The sequence below is a fragment of the Bradyrhizobium sp. USDA 4341 genome, from assembly GCF_054063755.1.
The window spans coordinates 2,796,725-2,815,569 of record NZ_JBSSGO010000002.1 but is presented as its reverse complement, the minus strand read 5'-3'; the positions used below and the strand labels follow the sequence as shown (position 1 = coordinate 2,815,569).

At 59.6% G+C, this 18,845-nt stretch carries 17 protein-coding genes; 10 read left to right on the top strand and 7 right to left on the bottom strand.

All coding sequences use genetic code 11. From position 1 onward, the window contains the following. Positions 1-46 precede the first annotated feature (46 nt). The 5 genes from ACVIGB_RS19340 (at position 47) to ACVIGB_RS19320 (ending at position 4,282) form a co-directional block, all read left to right on the top strand. Positions 47-892, top strand: coding sequence for a cytochrome b/b6 domain-containing protein (locus ACVIGB_RS19340; protein ID WP_456721439.1), 846 nt, complete (start codon positions 47-49; stop codon positions 890-892). Next, positions 882-1,670: a molybdopterin-binding protein gene (locus ACVIGB_RS19335; RefSeq protein ID WP_092117092.1), complete on the top strand. Its 789-nt coding sequence runs from the start codon at positions 882-884 to the stop codon at positions 1,668-1,670. Before ACVIGB_RS19340 ends, ACVIGB_RS19335 begins: the two co-directional genes overlap by 11 nt. A gap of 217 nt (positions 1,671-1,887) precedes the next feature. Then, the gene (locus ACVIGB_RS19330; protein WP_456725128.1) at positions 1,888-2,772 is read left to right on the top strand and encodes a LysR family transcriptional regulator; all 885 of its coding nucleotides are present in this window, start codon (positions 1,888-1,890) and stop codon (positions 2,770-2,772) included. 147 nt (positions 2,773-2,919) lie between these two features. Further along, positions 2,920-3,339, top strand: coding sequence for a VOC family protein (locus tag ACVIGB_RS19325; RefSeq protein WP_456721440.1), 420 nt, complete (start codon positions 2,920-2,922; stop codon positions 3,337-3,339). A gap of 115 nt (positions 3,340-3,454) precedes the next feature. Next, positions 3,455-4,282, top strand: a complete 828-nt coding sequence (locus ACVIGB_RS19320) for a hydroxypyruvate isomerase family protein (protein WP_092126052.1) — start codon at positions 3,455-3,457, stop codon at positions 4,280-4,282. 53 nt (positions 4,283-4,335) lie between these two features. Here ACVIGB_RS19320 and ACVIGB_RS19315 read toward each other — a convergent pair whose 3' ends face one another. After that, complete coding sequence (locus ACVIGB_RS19315) at positions 4,336-5,703, bottom strand: adenylate/guanylate cyclase domain-containing protein (RefSeq protein WP_456721441.1); 1,368 nt, start codon at positions 5,701-5,703, stop codon at positions 4,336-4,338. A gap of 505 nt (positions 5,704-6,208) precedes the next feature. Between ACVIGB_RS19315 and ACVIGB_RS19310 the strand changes: the two genes are divergently transcribed. The 4 genes from ACVIGB_RS19310 to ACVIGB_RS19295 all read left to right on the top strand — a co-directional run bounded on the left by ACVIGB_RS19310 (position 6,209) and on the right by ACVIGB_RS19295 (position 11,099). Next, positions 6,209-6,919, top strand: a complete 711-nt coding sequence (locus tag ACVIGB_RS19310; RefSeq protein ID WP_092117088.1) for an SDR family NAD(P)-dependent oxidoreductase — start codon at positions 6,209-6,211, stop codon at positions 6,917-6,919. Between the two features lie 308 nt (positions 6,920-7,227). Then, complete coding sequence (locus tag ACVIGB_RS19305; protein ID WP_456721442.1) at positions 7,228-8,493, top strand: CaiB/BaiF CoA transferase family protein; 1,266 nt, start codon at positions 7,228-7,230, stop codon at positions 8,491-8,493. Positions 8,494-8,525: 32 nt separating this feature from the next. Beyond that, the gene (locus ACVIGB_RS19300; RefSeq protein WP_456721443.1) at positions 8,526-9,374 is read left to right on the top strand and encodes an enoyl-CoA hydratase; all 849 of its coding nucleotides are present in this window, start codon (positions 8,526-8,528) and stop codon (positions 9,372-9,374) included. Between the two features lie 99 nt (positions 9,375-9,473). Beyond that, a complete protein-coding gene (locus tag ACVIGB_RS19295; RefSeq protein ID WP_092117082.1) occupies positions 9,474-11,099 on the top strand; it encodes a GMC family oxidoreductase in 1,626 nt (541 codons plus the stop codon). A 140-nt stretch (positions 11,100-11,239) separates the two neighbouring features. Here ACVIGB_RS19295 and ACVIGB_RS19290 read toward each other — a convergent pair whose 3' ends face one another. The 6 genes from ACVIGB_RS19290 to moaA all read right to left on the bottom strand — a co-directional run bounded on the left by ACVIGB_RS19290 (position 11,240) and on the right by moaA (position 16,277). Then, positions 11,240-11,668 carry a nuclear transport factor 2 family protein gene (locus tag ACVIGB_RS19290; RefSeq protein ID WP_456721444.1) on the bottom strand — a complete coding sequence of 143 codons (429 nt, stop codon included), beginning with the start codon at positions 11,666-11,668 and terminating at the stop codon, positions 11,240-11,242. A 253-nt stretch (positions 11,669-11,921) separates the two neighbouring features. Beyond that, positions 11,922-13,106, bottom strand: coding sequence for an aminotransferase-like domain-containing protein (locus ACVIGB_RS19285; RefSeq protein WP_456749191.1), 1,185 nt, complete (start codon positions 13,104-13,106; stop codon positions 11,922-11,924). Continuing rightward, positions 12,997-13,389, bottom strand: coding sequence for a GntR family transcriptional regulator (locus ACVIGB_RS19280; RefSeq protein ID WP_456749190.1), 393 nt, complete (start codon positions 13,387-13,389; stop codon positions 12,997-12,999). Before ACVIGB_RS19280 ends, ACVIGB_RS19285 begins: the two co-directional genes overlap by 110 nt. Positions 13,390-13,537: 148 nt before the next feature. Next, positions 13,538-14,917, bottom strand: coding sequence for an FAD-dependent oxidoreductase (locus tag ACVIGB_RS19275; RefSeq protein WP_456721446.1), 1,380 nt, complete (start codon positions 14,915-14,917; stop codon positions 13,538-13,540). Between the two features lie 19 nt (positions 14,918-14,936). Then, entirely contained in the window at positions 14,937-15,155 is a 219-nt protein-coding gene (locus tag ACVIGB_RS19270; RefSeq protein ID WP_244549599.1) for a 4Fe-4S binding protein, read from the bottom strand. 132 nt (positions 15,156-15,287) lie between these two features. After that, positions 15,288-16,277: a GTP 3',8-cyclase MoaA gene (gene moaA / locus ACVIGB_RS19265; RefSeq protein WP_456749189.1), complete on the bottom strand. Its 990-nt coding sequence runs from the start codon at positions 16,275-16,277 to the stop codon at positions 15,288-15,290. 263 nt (positions 16,278-16,540) lie between these two features. Here moaA and ACVIGB_RS19260 point away from each other — a divergent pair, with 263 nt between their 5' ends. After that, complete coding sequence (locus ACVIGB_RS19260; protein ID WP_456721447.1) at positions 16,541-18,748, top strand: molybdopterin-containing oxidoreductase family protein; 2,208 nt, start codon at positions 16,541-16,543, stop codon at positions 18,746-18,748. Positions 18,749-18,845: the final 97 nt, after the last annotated feature.

The following is an 18,845-nucleotide window of genomic DNA, read 5'->3' as shown; positions in this document are numbered from 1 at the left end:
GTATGCGCGCCTGGCTGGCAGCGCGTCCGAAGCGCCGGAGCATGATATGGCCACCGTTTCCAGCCCTGATCGGCCTGTCGCCGAGCGCTGGTACCTCCGCCATGCCGCGCTGGTCCGCATTACGCATTGGATCAACGCCGTCTGCTTTGCGCTGCTCCTGATGAGCGGACTGCAGATCTTCAATGCGCACCCCGCGCTCTATGTCGGCGAGCAATCGCACTTTGACCATCCGGCCATATCGATCCGGGCGCGGCTATCCGAGAACGGCCTCGTTGGAGAGACGATATTCGCAGGCCATTCTTTCGATACGTCGGGCGTACTCGGCGTCTCGAGCGAGGACGGCCAAATCTCGCAGCGAGCCTTTCCCAGCTGGATCACGATTCCGAGCAACCAGGATCTGGCGACTGGCCGGCGCTGGCATTTTTTCTTTGCCTGGCTGCTGGTGCTCAATGGTCTCGTCTATTTTGCTTGGGGCTCCGTAAGGCGGCATTTCGATCGGGATCTTCTTCCCAGCCGCCGCGAGCTCAGCCATGTCGGGAGAGAGGTCCTTGAGCATCTGCGCCTGCGCTTCCCGCGCGGTGCAGCGGCGAAGCGGTACAATGTGCTGCAGCAGTTGACCTATCTGCTGGTCGTCTTCGTCCTGTTCCCGCTGATGATCCTCACGGGCCTCACGATGTCGCCCGGGGTCGACAGCGCTGTGCCGCAGCTGCTCACGCTGTTCGGCGGGCGCCAGTCGGCGCGGCTGATCCACTTCCTCGCCGCATCGAGCCTCGCGCTTTTCGTCATTGTGCATCTCGTGATGGTATTGGTTTCGGGTGTCTGGAACAATCTGCGCTCAATGATCACCGGCTGGTACGATCTCGGCAATCCGAGGACGCCCGATGTCCCGTGAGCAGCCACGGCGTCGCGATCTGTTGTGGGCATTTGCCGCGGTCGGCGGCCTCGCTTTATCGGGCTGTGACCGCGTCACGGCCGCACCGGGCTTCCGTTCCGTCCTCAATGCCGCAAGCAGCCTTACCTATAAAGTGCAGCGCCTCCTCATTGGGGCTCATCGGCTCGCGCGCGAATACAGTGAGGCCGACATCTCGCCGGCCTTTCGTCCCAATGGTTCAATCGATCCGCAGGACAAGGACTATCTCAAGCTCTTCGGCAATGATTTCACCGATTGGCGCCTCAAGGTTCACGGCCTCGTTGAGCATGAACTGTCGCTGTCGCTTGCGGAATTGCGTGCCCTGCCCACACGGACCCAGATCACCCGGCATGATTGCGTCGAGGGCTGGAGCTGCATCGCCAAATGGAGCGGCGTGCCGCTCACGGAACTCCTGTTGCGTGCCGGCGTGAGACCAGAGGCACGCTTTGCCGTATTCCATTGCGCCGACACGTTGGATGATGGCGGCGAGTCTGCTGATCCCGAGAGCATCCGCTACTATGAGAGCATCGATCTGATCGATGCAACGCATCCGCAGACGATCCTCGCTTATGATATGAACGGCGCGCCGTTGACCGTGCGCCACGGTGCACCGCTGCGACTGCGCGTCGAGCGGCAGCTTGGCTACAAGATGGCAAAATACATCATGCGTGTCGAAATGGTGCAAAGCCTCGCCGGCCTGCACGGCGGCCAAGGCGGCTATTGGGAAGATCGCGGCTATGAATGGTATGCCGGAATCTGAGCGATTCCTTTTCTATGAACCGCTGGCCTCCATCCGGGTAAGGCCGTCAGGTCGGCACGCGACGTCGCAGCAATCAATACGGCGAGCTCCCGATCGTCATCGTTCGGTTTGAGACCGTAGGCGCAGCCTATGCTTGTTTCCATAGATTCGATATGGAATGTTGAAACCTGCATATCATCGAGAGAATTCGTGGTTTGCCCTGCGGGAATTGAAGTCGATGGATTGGGACCGCATCCGCGTATTCCTGGAGGTCGCCCGCACGGGTCAGATTCTCGGTGCCGCCCGGCGCTTGGGTGTGAACCACGCGACCGTGGCCCGGCAACTCACCGCGCTTGAGCGGGAACTGAAAACTCAGTTAGTCGAACGGCATAGGACGGGCTGTGTCCTGACAAGCGCGGGCGAGGCTCTCGTCGCCGCGGCGGAGCGTGCCGAATCCGAATTCCTTCAGGTCGGCACCCAGCTTGGCGGATCGTCGGATGCCATCTCAGGCACGGTCCGTGTCGGCGCTCCGGATGGATTGGGTAACTACTTTCTAGCCAGCCAGCTCGGCGCACTTGCCGCGCAGCACCCCGACCTGCTCATTCAACTTGTTCCGTTGCCGCGGACATTCTCGTTGTCGAGGCGGGAGGCTGACATTGCGATCACCTTGGATCGTCCGAAGCAAGGGCGACTGATTGTCAAAAAGCTTACGGACTACACGCTCAGTGTTTATGGCGCAGAGAGCTATCTGAAGCGCTTAGGACCAATCCGAAAGCAAGCCGATCTCGCCGGCCATCTGTTCGTGACGCATGTCGAGGATTTTGTCTACAGCCGAGCGCTCGACTACGCCTCTTCGCTCGGAAAGGTCATGACCAGGCACTACGAGTGCGGGAGCGTTGTGGCGCAGATGGAGGCGGTGAGAGGCGGTCACGGCGTGGGCATACTCCACGACTACGCCGCGCGACGGTTTCCGGAACTCAAGCGATTGCTACCGGAGATTAGCTTTGTACGGAGTTATTGGCTGGTTTCGCATCCCGACACTCACCATACGCGCAGAGTGTCGGAGGTCCACGCGCACGTCGTGGCGAGCGTGCGCTCAGCCCGCCGGGAATTCACGAGTTGAGCGGCTTGCCTCTCTCACATTGTGTGATCCCACACTGTTTCGCTCCTCGGAACAGAAGTTTCCGCCCAATGACGGTTCGAACATAAGTGCGCGGCGGTAGATTTGGTGTGCCGGACACCAACTCAATGATATCAGGAGATTATCTGAATGCTGGATGATGCCCCTTTGACGATCGGCATCGATCGTGTGGGACTTGCCGTGAGAGACGTCGCGCTCTCGCGCGACTTCTTTTGCGAGTGCCTCGGCTGGAGAACCGTCGAAGAAAATCAAGGCTATCCAGCGGCCTTTGTATCGGATGGAGGAGGCATTGTGACGCTCTGGCAAGTCGAGGGTCTGGCGAACGGCGTGCCGTTCAACCACCGCAACAATGTCGGTTTGCGTCACCTCGCATTGAAGGTTGCGAACCTCGGTGCGCTTGAAGCGCTGCACACACGTGCGGCAGCATGGCCCGGCACCGTGATTGAACTTGCGCCGCGGAGATCCAGCAAGGGTACCAAGATGCGCTTCATGGTGCGAGAGCCAGGTGGTACACGGATCGAATTCACCTGCATGGCTCCCGCCCAATGAAAGCTTTTGTTACACTGTGCCTCACTGTTTTCAGTGGCCGCCGCAACCATCATGCCGTTCGATGGCACCGCGGATCCAGAATGCAGAGTCCCAACTCCTGTTGGAGAGAATTGCCATGCCGCGTTTCGCTGCCAATCTCCACTATCTCTTCAATGAGTTACCGTTCCTCGACCGGTTTGCCGCCGCTGCCCGTGCCGGGTTCCGAGGTGTGGAGTTCCAGGTACCCTATCAATGGCCTGCTGCTGACCTTGCTTCCCTGCTCTTTGAGCATCGGCTGGAGCTCGCTCTAATCGATACGCCGCAGGGAAATTGGGATGCCGGGGAACGCGGCCTAGCGGCATTGCCGGGCCGTGAAGAGGAATTTCGCGCCGGGGTCGAGCTCGCTGCCGATTATGCGCAGGCGACGCAATGCGGTGCGGTCCATCTTATTGCCGGCGTTGTGCCTCCGGAGACGGATTCCGAAGCTGCGAAAGAGACGTACCTCAGGAATTTGGCGTACGGCGCGCGGGTTCTCGGGAAGCGAGGTATCGCCGCTGTTATCGAGCCCATAAACCCGTTGCAAGGCGATATCGATGGCGGGGAGACGTACACGACCTATGGCATGCGCGGATTTTATTTGACGCGTACCGAACAGGCTCTAAAGGCGATCGAGGCGGTAGGCGATCCCAACCTTCATCTGCATCTTGACGTCTACCACATGCAGCTCACGGAAGGCCGCCTCGCCGATACGATTACCAGGAACATCCGGCGCATCAAGCACCTCCAAATCGCCGGGGTGCCCGGACGTAACGAACCGAGCCGCGGTGAAATCAACTATCCGTACCTGTTCGATCTGATCGACAGGCTCGAATTCAGCGGCTGGGTGGGGTGCGAATATCGTCCATTTGGCGAGACCGTAGCAGGCCTCGGTTGGGCGGCGGCGTACGGTATCGGACGTCGATAGCTTCGCCGCATTCAGGCGCGCTCCGTCTTCGGTGAGGCGGCAGCTTGAGCTCTTTACACACTGGCTGCAAAGAGATCCCATCGGCCGGGAAGGCCTTTGAACTCAAACGCGCCTCGCTCGTCGAACGTCAATCCGGCTCCCGCGACGAGATCCGAGACCACGCGGGATACGAGGACTTCGTCGGGTGCGGAATTGGCCATGACGCGGGCCGCTGCGTGAACAGCGATGCCACCGATGTCGCGGCCTCTGACCTCGATTTCTCCCGTATGCAGGCCCGAACGCAGGGGTAGACCAATCTGCCGAGCTGCGGCCGAAAACGCCAGCGCACAACGTACGGCACGGCCAGGCCCGTCGAAGGTAGCGAGAATGCCGTCGCCGGTGCTCTTGATCAGGTTGCCGCGGTGCCTTTCGATCATCAGGCGCGCGAGCCGATCATGATCGTCAAGTAGCCGATGCCAGTTCTGATCACCCATTTCGACAGCGCGGCGGGTTGAATCGACGATATCCGTGAACATGACGGTCGCCAGGATGCGCTCGAGGTCGACCGATTTGCTCTCGCGATGGCCAATGATGAACTCCTCGATATCGCCGAGCAATGCCTCGACGTCGCCTGACCAGAAGGCATGATCGCTGCCGGGGTATTCTGTATATGAGGAACCGGGAATATGTGCCGCGAAATCGCGGCCTTTCTGGACCGGGACCAGCGCGTCGTTTGCCCGATGCAGCACGAGTGTTGGAGTACGCACGGTTGGCAGGATATCGCCAACGTCGATCTGCAAGTTCAACAGTTGGAGGGCTTTCATTGCGCCGGGACTGGCGGACAGGCGCTCGAACTTGGCAAACTTCGCAACCGCTTCGGGATCGGACGCCCTGCTGGCCATTACCTCTTTCATCAACGCCCCAGTTCCCCAATACTTCATCCGTTCCTGAACGACCAACTGAGGGTCAGCATCGGGAAAAAGCTCGGCATAGCGGACAAACGCTCCGAATAAGACGAGGTGTGAGACGCGCTCCGGATAAGACGCCGCAAAGACTGCGCTCATGGCGCAACCTTCGGAAAATCCCAGCAGGGCGGCACGCTGCGCGCCAACGGAGTCGAGAACGGCGCGGACGTCATCCATGCGCTCCTCGAGCGTGGGAGCGCCCGAAATTTTGTCCGAAAGCCCCTGACCACGCTTGTCAAACGTGATGACGCGAGCGAATTTTGAAAGACGCTGCAAAAACGCCGTGTATCCGGGCATCTCATGCATGAATTCGACATGCGAGACGATTCCAGGGATCGCGATGATGTTAATGGGGCCGTCTCCCATGGTCTGGTACGCGACGCTTGCATCTCCGCTCATCGCGTAACGCGTCATGGGCAATTCCAAATAGCTCATCGGGGTGGGCGTCTCCGCACGCATGTTGTCAACGGCCGTCATCGTAACACCGCCGGAATCGCCGCGCGAGTTCTGCTCGGACCTTTCGCGTGTTTGTGAGCGAAGGTGCAAAGCAACGACGCGCGATGGACCATAACCCAGCGGAGCTGATGGACAAGGAAGGTCTGTCAGTCTCGGATCGCACTCGCGTCGACAGAGTTTGCGCGGTCAAGCAAACGGACCGCCTATTTGGAGAACGCGGTGCCAGTCATCCATATATCTCTAATAGAGATATGGATATCTCAAAAAGGCGCTGATGGCCGCGCCGGTTCGGGGTGGTCGCAAATTTTGCGAGAATGCAAAGGCCGGGGACATGCGTATCGCCGATCGATGCTGGTCAATCCGGCATTAGATCCAAGGCTGCCGTGCACATTGTTCCAATTTCAGGAACAGAGTCTGCCGGACAACGGTCTTTCGAGGCGTCCCCAACTCGAACTAGGTTTGGCGGATCAGACGTTGACCGTCTGGCGGGCGGTGATCACGTCGTCCGCTGAAGGGTGAGGCAGTCATGGGAAAAGAGCAGAAAGTTGTCGTCATCACCGGAGCATCGCAGGGCTTCGGCGCCGGCCTTGTGAACGGGTACCGCGATCGCAATTACCGCGTAATTGCCAATTCACGGTCCATCAAGCCCAGCACGGATACGGACATCTTGACGATCGCGGGCGACGTGGCGGATCCGAAGACGGCTGATCGCATCGTCGAGGAAGGCCTGGCGCGTTTCGGACGTATCGATACCCTCATCAACAACGCGGGGATCTTTATCGCCAAGCCGCTGATCAATTATACCGAGGAGGATTATGCTTCAGTCGTAGCGATCAATCTCGGAGGCTTCTTCCGGGTTACCAAGCGCGTCGCGGCCGTGATGCTGGAGCAAGGCTCCGGACATATCGTGCAGATTACGACCAGCCTTGTCGATCACGCCAACAGCAACGTTCCCTCGGTCCTGGCCTCGCTAACCAAAGGTGGACTCAACGCAGCCACGAAGTCCCTGGCAATCGAGTACGCAAAAAAGGGAGTTCGGGTTAACGCCGTTGCTCCTGGTGTGATGAAGACACCGATGCATGCCCCCGAAAAGCATGAGTTTCTCGCGAAGCAGCATCCCGTCGGGCGGATGGGAGAAATCAAGGACATCGTCGGCGCCGTCCTGTTCCTCGAAAACGCTCCCTTCGTCACCGGCGAGATTTTGCACGTCGACGGCGGCCAGAGTGCCGGTCGTTGACCCGTATGGAGCGGCGGCCGGTGCCAGTGCTCTGGCCCGCTCGCCTCGGTCCACGAGTTGGGCTCCGAGGGGTACTGGCGGACTCAGGCCTTTCAATCGGACCGGTACTTCACCAGGCCGGTATCTGGGTTGGATGGTTGGGGTTAGCCACTTTTGGCTGGGGAAGCCATCCGTTTGGCGAGGGTGACTGTTGATCGCTTCGCGGCCCAGAAGGCCGGAGCTTGAACCCGGTGCGAACGCCAATGGAGCGGAATTGTCGGGCTTGTTCGCGACTGCAGCGCGACGGCCAGGTCTTGGGAGGAGCTAGTATGCAGGGCACAGCTATCCAGGCTCCTAAAAAAGGGCCCCTCGAAGGCATTACGGTCCTCGATTTCTCACGGGTATTGGCTGGACCTTATTGCACCATGGTCCTGGCCGATCTCGGTGCGCGCGTCATCAAGATCGAGAAGTTTGGTACCGGTGACGATACGCGGGCGTTTGGCCCGTTCGTCGATGGCGAGTCGGCCTATTTCATGTGCTTCAACCGGGGCAAGGAGAGCATTGTTCTCGATATCAAGTCGCCGCGCGACAGAGAGTTGCTCGAGCGGCTGCTGGACCGCGCCGATGTGGTGGTCGAGAACTTTCGCCCCGGCGTCATGGATCGGCTCGGCTATGGCGCCGAACGGCTCGCCAAAACGCACCCCCATATCGTCTATGCGTCAATTTCGGGATTTGGCCATACCGGTCCGTTCAGTGACCTGCCCGGTTACGATATGGTCGTGCAAGCCATGGGCGGCGTGATGAGCTTAACAGGTTGGCCTGACGGGCCGCCGTCGCGCGTTGGGACCAGTTTTGGCGATCTCGGTGCCGCTTTGTTCGCGACGGTCGGCATCCTCTCCGCGCTCTTCAAACGCGTGCAAAACGCTCAGGGAACGCGCGTCGATATTGGCATGCTCGACTGCCAGGCCGCGCTGATGGAGACGGCACTCGCACGCTATGACGTGGAAGGTAAGATACCGGGCCGCACCGGCGACAGTCATCCTTCATTGGCTCCGTTCGAAAGCTTCGCCGCAAAGGACGGACGCGTCATCATAGCCGCAGGAAACGACACGCTTTTCATGCTGATGGCAGACGCGCTTGGATCGCCCGCGTTGGCACTGGATCCGCGTTTCATGAGCAATGATCTGCGGTGCAGCAATCGCCCCGCCATGATTGCGGCCATCGAAGGGATCACCATGCGCGAGCCAATTGAGCACTGGGTTGCAAAGCTCAATGAGGCTGGCGTCCCCTGTTCACCGATCAACACGATCGACAAACTGTTCGATCACCCGCAACTCAAGGCCCGGAATATGATCGTGAAGGTCAGAGGTGAGGGCGCCCGTCCCATCCGTACCGCCGGCAACCCGATCCGTCTCACCGGATACCCCGAAAACGACGCCGAAACACCCGTCCGTTCGCCGGCCCTTAATCAACACCGGGAAGCGATTCTGAACGAGCTCATGGCGACACACGGCGCTTACGCGAACGCGGTGGCCGAAGACGTCAACGCCGACGAAATCGATCCGTTCGGCTCGCTGCCGCGAGCGGCCGAATGACACGGGCATCTCCCAAACGTAGGAAACAGGCCATGAGCAATACCGTCGCGCCCATCCGCAAGGACAGTCCATCCCCTACAGAGCAGCCGGCCGCAACGCTCGAGACGAGCTCGCCGCAGACGATTATCGTGGAGCGCCGCGATCGCGTGGGCCTCATCACCTTGAACCGGCCAAAGAGCTTGAACGCCCTGAACGGCCAACTGGCGATCGAGACATTGGCGGCACTGAAGGCGTTCGATGCCGACGATCGGGTCGGCGCGGTCGTCATCACCGGCAGCGCGCGCGCCTTTGCAGCCGGGGCAGATATTGCGGAAATGGCCGAGAAGCCTTTCACCGATTTCTATATGAATGACTTTCTCGGACCCTGGGATGAGGTTAAATCCATTTCCAAGCCGATCATAGCGGCGGTCGGCGGATTTGCGCTTGGTGGCGGTTGTGAGTTGGCGCTGCTCTGCGACCTCATCATTGCTTCGGAAGACGCGCAATTCGGTCAGCCGGAGATCAAGCTCGGTATCTTGCCCGGTATTGGAGGGTCACAGCGGCTGACGCGTGCGGTCGGCAAATCGCTTGCCATGGATCTCGTTCTGACCGGCCGGACCATTGGAGCCGCCGAGGCGAAGGCTGTCGGTCTCGTTGCGCGCGTCGTCCCAAACGGCGATCTTCTGCAGGTTGCGCTGGAGGCCGCGCATACGGTCGCCGGCTACAACGCGCCGGCCGTCAAGATGGCCAAGGAGGCCGTCAATCGTGCGTTCGAAGGACCCCTTTCGGAAGGGTTGCGGCATGAACGTCTTCTGTTTCAGGCAGCGTTTGCGACCGAAGGGCAGAAGGAAGGCATGAACGCCTTCGTCAACAAGCGGGCGCCGGTCTTCCGTCACCGCTGACCGCTCGCTGTTCCGGACGGGCGCTGCGGTCCGCGATCCGGACACGCAGGCCTACGGGCGAAGCACTGCAACGCGAACCGCCAACGATTGGAGAGGACCGTGGTTTCCAGCACTGAACTGGATGGCGACTACGACTACATTGTCGTGGGAGCCGGGTCTGCCGGCTGCGTTGTCGCCAACCGATTGTCGACTGACAAAAGAAAGCGGGTTCTCGTCCTGGAAGCTGGCGGCAAGGACAACTGGATCTGGTTTCACATTCCGGTTGGCTATCTGTTCGCGATCGGCAATCCGCGTTCGGACTGGATGTTCGAGACAGAAACCGAAGCGGGGCTGAACGGCCGTTCCCTTAAATATCCCCGCGGCAAGGTGATTGGCGGCTCGTCCGCAATCAACGCCATGATTTCGATGCGCGGACAGGCGTCGGACTATGACCACTGGCGCCAACTCGGTCTCACCGGCTGGGGTTGGGACGATGTCCGTCCGGTATTCAAACGCCTTGATGACCATTTTCTGGGTGAAACCGAGCATCATGGAGTTGGCGGCGAGTGGCGTGTGGAACGCCCCGGCGTGAAGTGGGATATCCTCGATAACGTGGCGAAAGCGGCGGTCGAGATGGGTATCCCGGCAACGACCGACTTCAATACCGGCGACAATACCGGTGTCGGATACTTTCACGTCAATCAGAAGCGCGGTTTTCGCTGGTCCGCGGCGCGCGGCTTTCTGAAACCGGTCCTTCATCGGGCCAACCTACGGCTCGAAACAGGGGTTTTGGTCGAGAAAGTGCTGTTCGACGGCAAGCGTGCCGTAGGAGTCCGATTTCGGCAGCATGGACGAACGATCAACGTTCGCGCGAAAGGCGAAGTCATTTTGTGTGCCGGCTCTGTCGGTTCGCCCCAGATCCTCCAACTGTCCGGCGTCGGCCCGGCTGATTGGCTCGGCGACCTTGGCATTGCCACCGTCGCCGACAGGCCCGGCGTTGGCCGCAATCTGCAGGACCACCTGCAGCAGAGAGCGATCTACCGGGTACATGGCACCAAGACACTCAACGAGACCTACCACTCTCCGATTGGGCGAGCGCTGATGGGCCTCGAATATGCGTTGTTTCGCCGCGGTCCGCTTACCATGGCGCCGTCGCAGCTCGGGATCTTTACAACCTCATCGCCTGTCTTCGATCGAGCCAACATCGAATTCCACGTCCAGCCTCTCTCGCTTAATAAGTTTGGCGACCCATTGCACCGCTTTCCCGCGATCACGGTTGCGGCCTGCAATCTTCGGCCGACATCCCGCGGCACCATCCGCTTGCGTTCGACGAATCCATCAGCGAAGCCTGTTATTGCGCCGAACTATCTTTCGACCGACGAAGATCGCCGCGTGGCGGCTGACGCCATTCGCGTTACGCGCCGTCTGATGAAGCAGGAGGCACTTCGTCGCTTTCGCCCGGAGGAGTATATCCCAGGACCGTCGGTCGATGACAGCGAGGCAGCTCTTGCCAAGGCCGCCGGCGACATCGGAACGACCATCTTCCATCCGGTTGGCACCGCGAAAATGGGCTTGGAGCACGACCCGCTGGCCGTCGTGGATCGCCACCTGCGCGTCATCGGTCTGGATGGGTTACGCGTTATCGATGCATCGGTGATGCCGACGATCACTTCGGGCAACACCAATACGCCGACAATCATGATTGCCGACAAAGGTGCAAGTTTTGTTCTGTGGGACGCTGCCTAAACGGGTGCTGACGGTCTTTTGAAAAAAGAACCCGGCCGAAGCCGGGCCCAGGTGCTCCACGGAAAAGGTCATATTCCGTGGAGAGGAGCTGCAAATGACCGCTGCCAAGAGCCGTGGGGGCTTCTCGGGCACGTCATGATTCAGCTGTGCAGATGGAAGACCTTGTTCATGATTTGCCATTTCCCATCCGTCTTCAGCAACGTGAACATGTCGGTGAAGCGCGATCCCTTCCAGTTGTCGATTTCCAGGCGCACGTTCGCGATCGTGCCGACGATGTCGATTTCCGAAAAGCGGGCTTGGATGCCGGTGGCAGCCCCGTTGGAGTCGTTCCAGTCGAACAGCCCCTGAATAGGTCCTGCAAACAAGTCGGATCCGACATATCCGAAGATCGTAGCGTCCTTGTGGAAGGCGGGCTTCATATCGCTCCCCTTGCCCGACTTGGCGCCGTCCAGATAGTGTTGAACGACCTTTGTGATGGCTTCGTAGTCGCCGAAATTCGTAGCAGTGCCACTCATCTTTTGCTCCCTTGTGATATCTAGCAGCAGCGCCATGGCCGAAGTGGAAAACACCCGCCGGCGCTCCTAACTGCCGGCGCCGTCGCAGTAGGAGCTCGCCCGCAATTTCCAGCGATAACCTAGTAAGACACGAGTGCGCCTCACAGCGCCGGTGCAGGCAAAGCAGATGGTACCGGTTCACAGCGAATGTTGAGCTGATTGGCTCTGTCTCAGCGCAGCGCGCGGCGACACGCGCGTCATCCCCTTCGCGCAAGCGTGCCTGGCCGACGGGCAAGGCATCATGGCCGGCTTCACTTCCGAGAGAGCGTCAAAGCGCCTTGGCGAGCCTTGATACTCCTTCTTCGATTGCCGATTCCGGCAGTGCCGCAAACCCCAACAGAAGATATCTGTCGCAATTCTCGAGGTAATCTGCGTCGCCGATATTTTGGTCGCGCAGCGTGTAGACGCCGATCTGCTGCTTCAGCATGAGCGACTGCAATCTGACGGCACTCGGAAAATCCGGCGGCAACTCCCATACCAGGTGCGTGCCGCAATGGACCGGGTTTATTTGGACGGATCCGATATGCTTTTGAAGCGCCAAGATTAAGCAGTCGCGCCGCGCCATATAGGTTTTGCGGATTTTTCTCAGATGCTTTTCGAAGGCGCCGGTTTCGATAAAATCGTTCAGCACCGCCTGCTCGAGCCAGGGAACACCCGTGCACGGAAAGCCGTGATCGAGCAGCGATGTCGCGTGGACGGCAGGATTAACCAGGTGCGGAGGTAGAACCATGTAGCCCACTCTCAGCCCTGGACCGATGGAAGCCGCAAACGAGCCAACATAGACAACCCGCCCGTAGCTATCGAGACTCTTCAGAGGCGACGGCGGTGAGCCCTGATATCTGATCTCGGTGTCGAAATCGACTTCGACAATGTGAGAATCCGTTTGATCGGCCCAGTTCAGGAGAATGTCGCGTCGGGAAGCCGACAGCATGACGCCCATCGGATACTGACGCGCTGAAGTGACAAAGGCGACGCCGTTCCGGGACTGCGGCAAGTGTCTTACAACAATCCCGCTTTGATCGACGGGAACCGGTGCAATATGTGCGCCATAGGCCCGGAAAAGGTCCGCTGTTGTCCGGCAGCCTGGCGCCTCCATGGCGACTGTCGTACCCGCGCGCACGAACAAGTGGGCGGCGACATTCAACGCCTGCTGAACGCCGGTCACGATGACGATTTGGTCCGGGCTGCATGAAATGCCGCGCGAAGCGCCAAGATACGCGGCAAGCGTTTCACGCAAATCCCGAAGTCCCTTGGGCGTACCGGAATACGTCAAGTTGAATTTTGACGATTGCATGCGCCAATTGGTCAGCCGGCGCCATACGCTGCGCGGAAAGCAGGCCGGATCAGTGCTCTCGAGCACAAAGTCGCAAACGATTTCGCTGGGAGCTCCGGATCGCTTTGCATCGTCGGCAACCGGAAACGAACAGATGAACCGGCTTATGGTAGGCGGCATTCTGGTTCGAACCGCCGGCGACCGATAGGGAGCTGTCGGGAAGCGTCGTCGACACGTAGGTTCCAGCGCCCTCCCGGGACTCCAGATAGCCTTCGGACGTCAACGTTTCATAGGCGAGTATGATTGTATTGCGCGACACCCCGAGTTGCTCGCTGAGGGCACGGGTGCCCGGAAGGCGTGCACCAGGTTTCAGGCGACCGGACACAATCAAGCCGTGAATTTGCTTGAAAACCTGATTCTGCAATGACGCAGCGGATAGGTCAATTTCAAGAGCTAACGGCATCGGCTGCTCCAGTCGTTCGACAGTCGGTACTCAGCCAACATGCCGGTCCGCAACCGCGTCTGTCGCCTGCTCGTTGGATCAAGGCTCGTGGGCAGCCTGGGGGCTGCGGCACTCCCGGGAAGCGGCCCTTGATCGTTACCGTGGAAGCCTACGGCCGGCCGGCGCTTGCTGCAAGCATTTCGGGAATTCTCGTGAATTTCTCCCGCGGCTTGCCCAAGGGCGCGCCGCGAGCCTTCTCCGCCTGATCGATCATTTCCCACTCCTGAAACGATACCGGCCGCATCGCCCGCTGCGCCAAGAGCAACGCGAAGGCATCGCGGCCCGGCTTCGGCTGAGGCATGAAGGTCGGCAAATCGGCAAGAAGGGTCGCAACCGTGGCCATGCTGTCGGCCCGGTTGGTTCCGATGATGCCGGTTGGTCCGCGTTTGATCCACCCGGCGACATAGACAGGGCATTCGCCAGCTGATGCCATTTCTGCGCGGCCATCCTTGTTAGGAATCGTGCCGCGTGCATCATCGAAGGGAATTCCTTCCAAGGCACGACCGCTGTAACCAACACTGCGGATCAGGAGCCCGGCTTTGATGGACAGCGTCTGCCCGGTCCCAACCGCCTCCTGGCGGCCGGCGGCGCCAACGAGCCGGGTTTGCTCGAGAACAAGCTCTTCGAGTTTATGCTCGCCCCGTGCTTCTCTTGGGCTCAGGAAGAAGTGGATGCGGCAGCATTTCCGCTTCTCCCGCTGGCGCGCGGCGAAGCTCCGGAATACATCGAAATTCCGTGCGCGGGTGGGCTCACGGACATCGGCCAATTCCGATTTGCAGGCGTCGCTCAAGAGCAGGTCATTGGGGTCTACAAACGGATCGCATTCAGACAGTTGACCGAGTTCGCGCAACTCTTTGGTGGTGAAGCGCGACTGCACCGGTCCTCTGCGGCCAATCAGATAGATTTCACGAATGCGGCTTTCAGCCAAGGCATCCAGCGCATGTGCGGCGATATCTGTCTTTCGCAGTTCATCCGGCGATTTGGCCAAGATGCGGCACACGTCGATCGCGACGTTACCTTGACCAATGATAATGGCGGAGTCGCCCGACAAATCGAACACAAGGTCGCGGTAATCGGGATGTCCGTTGTACCATCCGACAAAGGCCGTCGCGGCATGACTTCCCTGAATATCCTCGCCGGGAATACCAAGCTTCCGGTCGGTCGCCGCTCCCGTCGCAAGGATCACGGCGTGGTAGCAATCGGCCAGCTGCCCCAGGGTGAAATCCTTGCCATAGGTGACGTTGCCGATGAACGAGAAGCGGGGATCCCGAGCGATCTCGGCGTAGGTGTTGGCGACGTCCTTCAAGCGCGGATGATCAGGTGCGACACCATAACGAACCAAACCGTAAGGGACCGGAAGCCGTTCGAGAACATCGACCTCGGTTGCGAGTTCGGACTGCAGCAGCGCCTCGGCCGCGTAGAACCCGCTTGGTCCGCTGCCAATGATAGCCACCCGCAAGGGGTTGTCTGCTGTTCCAATTGCGTTCACGCCGACTGGTCCAATGTACCTAGCTGGGACCGTAGCCGAGGGCGGCGCGCCGCTCCTCGGCGCCTGCTAAAGGCGTTTGCTTGCTCCGGATCACAGGTGTGCTGCCGGATTTATCAGCGTTGATCTGAATCCACATCTGCTGGTCCTGCGAAAGATCCGCGCTTTCGCTGATCGCATGAACCGGACAGGCCGGAACGCAGGCCGCACAATCGACGCATGCGATGGGATCGATATACATGCGCTGATCGTCCCCGTGGAAGCACGCTACTGGACAGACCAGAACGCAATCGGTGAATCTACAATCACTGCAGTTCCCAGTAACCACATGGGGCATGGTCGTTCCTCATTCGAGCGTCGTTTTCGCGGTACGTCAGCCGCCCGTCGCGGCCATGATTCGTGAAATCTTCCCAGGCTTCTCATTGAACTCGTGGCGCTCCGGCTTTAGGCTCATGGCCGAGCGAAGTGCGTCCACGATCTCGTCGTCGCTGGCACCGCGGCGCAACAGTGGCCCGAATGCCAGCTGCTCACGCTGACCGAGACAGAGATACATTGTCCCGTCGGCGGCCAGCCGCACACGATTGCACGTGGCGCAGAAATGTTGGGACAGCGGGGTGATGAAGCCGATGCTCAATCGTGCATCTGGCGTTTTCATGTATCGGGCCGGTCCGCCGCCGGGCACGTCGGCTGCGACGAGACCGCGCTCCTGCTGCAAGCGTCGCCGGACAGGCTGGAGGTCGAGGTATTGGGTATTCCGGCCAGTCGTACCCATCGGCATCGCTTCGATCAGACGAAGAACAAAACCCTGCTCGATGCAGAAATCGACCATCTCATCGATTTCATCGTCATTCACGTCCCGCATCGCGACCATATTGATCTTGATCGGCGTGAAGCCGGCCTGTTTGGCGGCCTTAAGGCCGGCCAAAATCTTTGCGAGGACATCGCGGCCGCAGATTGCGGCGACGCGCTCGGCGCGAAGAGAATCCAAGCTGACGTTGATGCGCTGCACCCCGGCCTCTCGCAGAGGGGTGGCGAGGGCCTGCAAGCGGGTCGCATTGGTGCTCAAAGAGAGGTCGTCGATGCCCGGTATTGCCGCAAGTCTTGCCGCTAGATTTGGCAAGTCCCGCCTCACGAGTGGCTCTCCACCCGTGAGGCGGATACGCTTCAGTCCACGCGGAGCCATAATCGAGATCAGCCGCTCGATCTCATCGAACCGTAACCAGGAGGCTGGTTCCTGAAATCCGCGGAATCCGCTCGGAATGCAGTAAGTGCAGCGCAAGTCGCATCGGTCGGTGACCGAAAGCCGCAAATATTCGATGCGGCGCCCGAATGTGTCAACCAGGAGTGGGGCTTGCGATCTCATATGATACCGCCGCGATTTCATGTCGACACGCAATGCGCACAACAAGGATTCGCCAATGATCGGCCCCCAGGCCCGCACTGGTGAAGTACCGGTATAAATGAAAGGTCTGAGTCCGGACGGACGGTAAGGGCAAGCCGGCACCAAGAGATTCGAGGCAACCGGTACTCAATTCGATTGAGTCGTTGGATTTAACTGGGAAAGGCCGCTCTTGGCGACCGTAAGTCCCAAGCGCAGATTTCCCTTAGCCGGACGGTAGAAGGAATATGCCGATGTCTGCCAGCACCCAAACAACGAAGGCGAATAGCAAGGAATTCTTTGGCGGTTGCCCCCACGATTGTCCTGACACCTGTGCAATGCTTTACACCGTGGAAGGCAACAAACTGGTCAATGTCCGCGGAAATCCCAAACACCCGATTACGCGCGGCGGATTGTGCGTCAAGCTCAACGACTACGCGGATCGGCATTACAATGCGGATCGCGTCCTGTATCCGTTGAAGCGCAACGGACCCAAGGGCAGCCGCGCCTTCGTGCGGATCAGCTGGGATCAGGCACTGGCGGAAATCAAAGATCGCTGGACGAAGATCATTTCGAGCAATGGCGCAGAAGCCATCATGCCAGTCAGCTATCTCGGCAACGAAGGCTTGGTGCAGGGTCTTACGGTCGGCGATGCCTTCTTCAACAGACTGGGCGCCACTGTGTGCGAGAAGACCTATTGCGCATCGGGCTCTTCCACCGCCTGGCTCCTCACGGTCGGACCCACGAACGCAGTGGATCCGGAGAGCTTCGCCCACTCAAAATATATCATTATCTGGGGCTGCAATTCCCTCAGCACCAACCTGCATCATTGGCCCTTCGTCACCGAGGCGCGTCAAAAGGGCGCCAAAGTCGTCGTGATCGATCCGTACCGGTCGCGCACAGCCAAGCAGGCCGATTGGCATATCGCACCGAAGCCCGGCACCGACGGTGCTCTCGCCATGGCGATGATCCAAACCTTGATCACCGAAGACATGGTCGATCACGATTATGTCGACAAATATGTTCTCGGCTATCCGGAGCTCAAGGAACATGCGGCAACCTGCACGCCGGAGTGGGCCGAGAAGATCACCGGTATCCGCGCCGATGACATACGAAAACTGACGCGCGAATACGCGAAGTCGCGCAACGCCTCAATCCGCATTGGTGTGGCGCTCGAGCGTACCGCGGGCGGCACCCAGGCCATCCGCGCCGTCATCGCGATTCCTGCCTTGACCGGCGCCTGGAAGGACGTCGCCGGCGGCATCTATCAGGCACCGCTGTGGGAATTTCCCGTGAACTTCGGAGCGATCTGCCGCCCCGACTGGATCAAGCCCGGCACGCGCGTGGTGAATCTGCTCAAATTGGGCGAAGCACTGCTTGGCGAGACCAAGCTCGATCCGCCGATCAACTCGATCATGGTCTACAATACAAATCCCGTGACTCAGGCGATGGACGTCGACAAGATCGTCCGGGGGCTTCAGCGCGACGATCTCTTCACTGTTGTCGCGGATCATTTCATAAGCGACACCGCGGCTTACGCAGATATCATCTTGCCGGCGACGATGGCCGCCGAACACGATGACATGATGTTCTCCTGGGGACATTACTATCTCACGCTCAATCAGAAGGCCATCGAGCCGCCCGGTGAGGCTTGCTCGAATGCGGAAATCTTCCGCAGGCTTGCGAAGACGATGGGATTGACCGACCCTGAGTTCCTGAAATCGGACCTCGAGTTGGCCGAAAGCACGATCGACTGGACCGCGCCGCAGGTGGCAGGCGTCGATATGGATCTTCTGCGGCGGCAAGGCTTTGCCAAGTTGAACTTGGGCTCGGCCGATACGCGAACGCCTCACGCCGAGGGAAATTTCAAGACGCCGTCGGGCAAGTGTGAGATCCTGCTGACCGGCGCCACAAATTTCGTGGCACCGCCGTTTCGCCAGCTTTACAACGAAATGCAGAGCGGCGAGCCGATCGAACCGCTTCCCGGCTATACCAGGCCCTATGAGAGTGCGGCTGACGAGCCTGAGCTCGCCAAGCTTTATCCTCTGAACATCATCGCACCGAAAAGCCACGCATTTCTCAATACGAACTACGCCAACGAGCCCAAGAAGCGGAGACTGCAGGGAGATCAGTTCGTTCTCCTCAGTCCGCAGGACGCCGCTGAGCGCATGATCGAGCATGGCGACAAGGTAAAAGTGTACAACAGGACGGGCGGCTTTCACGGCGTCGCCCATATCACCGATGACGTTCAGGCCGGGCTGGTCGTTGCGACTGTCGGCTATTGGCGGACCCATAACGAGGAGGGTACCGTCAACAGCGTGTCCGCAGCTCGGTTCGGTGGGATGGGCAACTGTCCTACATTCTCGGACAATCTCGTTCAGGTGGAGCGAATTGTGAGCAAGAATGCCGCACGGAGCATGCACGAGCCTGCGCCGGTCGCGCTGGTGACAGCCTAGGCATTGTCAAGATGCGCTTGCGGGCCCGCAGCTCGACCGTCGCGGGTCCGCAAGCGTTTGAAGGGCCAATATGTCGCTATGGCCAGAGGCTGTTGAA